Source organism: Actinomadura logoneensis (assembly GCF_003428695.1).
Lineage (GTDB): Bacteria > Actinomycetota > Actinomycetes > Streptosporangiales > Streptosporangiaceae > Spirillospora > Spirillospora logoneensis.
The window spans coordinates 1-3058 of the sequence record NZ_QURH01000700.1; the positions used below are offsets into that span (position 1 = coordinate 1).

Genomic DNA, 3058 nt, shown 5'->3' on the forward strand with positions numbered 1-3058 from the left:
CATGGCGGACGCGGAGCTGCGGCGGCCGGAACCGGCCACGACGGCGGGACCGGCCGGCGGGGCGCCCACCGGGCCGACCGGCGGGGCACCCGGCGGGACGGCCGTCCGGCTGCCGGACGAGGCGGAGCTCGCCGAGGGAGGCTTGCGGCTCGAGCTGGACGGCGCGGTCGCGACCGTCACGCTCGCCCGGCCCGAGCGGCGCAACGCGATGACCTTCGCCACCTGGCGGGCGCTGGCGGCCATCGGCCGCGCGCTGCCGCCGGAGGTGCGGGTGGTCGTGCTGCGCGGCGACGGGCCGTCGTTCTCCGCGGGCATCGACCTGTCGATGTTCTCCGGCGGCGAGGGCGGGTTCCCGTTCGGCGCCGACGACGCGACCGGCGACGCGTTCATCGCCGAGCTGCAGGAGGGTTACACCTGGCTGCGCGCCCCCGAGATCGTCACGGTCGCCGCGGTGCACGGGCACGCGATCGGCGGCGGCTTCCAGCTGGCGCTGGCCTGCGACATCCGGATCGCGGCCGAGGACGCCGGGTTCTGCATGAAGGAGCCCGCGCTCGGCCTGGTGCCGGACCTGACCGGCACCAAGCCCCTGGTCGAGATCGTGGGCGTCAACCGGGCGCTGGAGCTGTGCCTCACCGCCCGGACCGTCGACGCCGCCGAGGCCGCCCGGCTCGGCCTCGTCGAGCGGGTCGTCCCGTCCGGCGGCCTGGACGCGGCGCTGGAGGAGCTGACGGCCCAGCTGCTCGCCGTCAACGCCGAGGCGGCCGTCGCCACCAAGCGGCTGCTGCTGGCGGCGCCGGAGAACACCCTGGCCGAGCAGTGCGCCGCCGAGCGCCGCGAGCAGGTCGTCCGGCTCCGCGCGCTGGCCGCGGCCTTCCGGGGCTGACCCCGGCGGCCCCGCAGGGGCTCCTGGAAGCGCCGTAAGGGCTCGCGGGACGTTTCGGAAATCCCGGTGCGCGGCGGCTCTGTCGCACTCGGAAGGTCGGTCGCTCGGAAGGTCGGTCGCTCGGAAGGTCGGCGCACTCGCAACGTGGCGCGCTCGGAACGTTCCACTTCCCATTCGGTCAAGAAGAGAAAACCGCCGTGCGGACGGCGCGCCCGTCCGCACGGCGGTGTCATTCTTGCGGAGAGTTCCGGATTCCGGCCAGTCCTTGGCGCGGATTCCGGAATTTTCGTTTACCGCGGTGAGGCGCCGCCGTCCGGGGCGACCGGCAGCAGGACGCGGCTCACGCCCGGCCGGACGGTGACGGAGGTGCCCGCCGGATACCGGAGGGTGTAGTCGTGGTCGGTGGACAGGACGATCACCCCGAGGCGGTGCCCGGCCTTGACCGTGTAGTCGGTGGGCTGCATGTCCCAGCGGAAGGAGTACGTCTTCCCGGGCGTGAGCGGCACGCTGCGGGAGATCGAGGAGCGGTTGCGGGCGTCCAGCCACCCGCGCGTGATGATCTTGTAGGGGGCCGTCTCGGTGGCCGGCACCTGGCGCAGGGTGCAGCCCTCGTCACCGGGGACGCTCTGGCCGTAGCAGACCTTGTCGGTCGTGGTGGTCCGGGCGCCGGTGGGCCGCGTGTCGGTGCCGTAGTCCACCAGCAGCGCGGTCAGGTAGGGCGACGGGCCGTCCAGCGAGGCGCGGATCTCGGCCTTCGGGATGCCGTCCACCCGCAGCGGCCGGGACAGCGGCCCGGTCAGGTAGGCGAGCCGGTTCGGGTCGGCCGCGTCCTCGCCCGCCAGCAGCTGCTCGGCGGTGCGGGTGCGGCCCTCGTCGGTGAACGCCTGCGCCGCGCCCGGCCGGGGACGGGACGCCAGCATGCCCGGCTGCCCGCCCGCGCCGGGACCGGCGTTCAGGCTGAGGGGCAGCGTGCGGGTGCCGGGAACGGGCCAGTCCCGCTCCGTCCGCCACGAGCCGTCCGGCCGCTCGATGTCCACCTTCGGCTCGTTCTCGATGCCGTTGCGGATGCCGTACAGGTACCGGTCGAACCAGTGGTGGGTCTGCCTCAGCCACTCGTCGATCCGCCAGCGGAACGGCGTGGCGTGGTTGGCCTGGTGGAGCCACAGCTTGCGCGGGACGCCCGCCTCCTTCAGCGCGTTCCACCACCGGACGGACTGCTCGGTCTTGACGTTCCAGTCGTTGAGCCCGTGCACCACCATCACGGCCGCCTTGACCCGCTTGGCGTCCTTCACGTAGTTGCGCTCGTCCCAGAAGGGGCTGTAGTCGCCGGTCCCACGGTCCTGGCGGGCCTCGATCTCGTCGATGACCTGCTTGCAGACCTCCGGGTTCCGGCGCGTCAGGACGGCCTTGGCCAGCACGTCCAGGTCCTCGCCCTGGTAACCGCCGGGTGCGATCACCCCGCCGTTGTCGCGGTAGTACTCGTACCAGTTGGAGATGCCGGCGATCGGGACGATGGCCTTCAGCCCGTCCACGCCGGTCGCGGCGGCCATGTTCGGCAGCGTGCCGTCGTAGGACTGGCCGATCATCCCGACGTTGCCGGTGGACCAGTCGGCCTTCACGGGCGTGCCGTCCGGTGCCCAGCCGCGGGCCCGGCCGTTCAGCCAGTCGACCGCCGCCTTCGCGCCCGCCTGCTCGTTGCGCGCGCCGGACGTCGGGCAGCCGGTCGAGCCGCCGGTGCCGAGGCTGTCCAGGTCCGCGACGGCGTAGCCGCGCGGCAGGAAGTAGTTGTCGTAGTAGCCGGGGAAGACGTCGGCGAGGTTCCGCTGGAACCGGGTGGCGGCCAGGCCGCGCGCCCCGCCGAGGTCCACGGGGTGGTTCGGGACGTCCAGGATGCCCGCCCAGTAGGGGCTGGGCTCCATGATCGTCGGCACCCGGAGGCCCTGGCCGGTCTCCTTGGGGCGCATGATCCGCAGCTGGACGGTGTCCCGCCTGCCGTCGCGGTCGCTGTCCACGGCGGTCTCGATGTTCACCGTCTGGCTGATCGCGTCCGCGCGGGAGAACACCGGCTGGGTCTCGCCGTCCCGGATCTGGGCGGACGGCCGCCCGGCGCGGTTCCCGGCCGGCCGGCCGGGCGCGGCGGCGGACGCGTCCGGCGCGAGCGCGGTCAGCGTCACG

The 3058-nt window shown here is 73.9% G+C and carries 2 protein-coding genes; one reads left to right on the top strand and one right to left on the bottom strand.

Annotated features, from left to right (window positions below; translation table 11 throughout):
* The first annotated feature begins 1 nt into the window (after position 1).
* Positions 2 to 883: an enoyl-CoA hydratase/isomerase family protein gene (locus DZF91_RS25855; RefSeq protein ID WP_117359802.1), complete on the top strand. Its 882-nt coding sequence runs from the start codon at positions 2 to 4 to the stop codon at positions 881 to 883.
* Between the two features lie 290 nt (positions 884 to 1173).
* Here DZF91_RS25855 and DZF91_RS25860 read toward each other — a convergent pair whose 3' ends face one another.
* Positions 1174 to 3057, bottom strand: a complete 1884-nt coding sequence (locus DZF91_RS25860) for a Xaa-Pro dipeptidyl-peptidase (protein WP_235834563.1) — start codon at positions 3055 to 3057, stop codon at positions 1174 to 1176.
* Position 3058: the final 1 nt, after the last annotated feature.

Coding starts and splice junctions, on each gene's coding strand:
- DZF91_RS25855 (WP_117359802.1), top strand. CDS start 2: ATGGCGGACGCGGAGCTGCGGCGGCCGGAACCGGCCACGACGGCGGGA.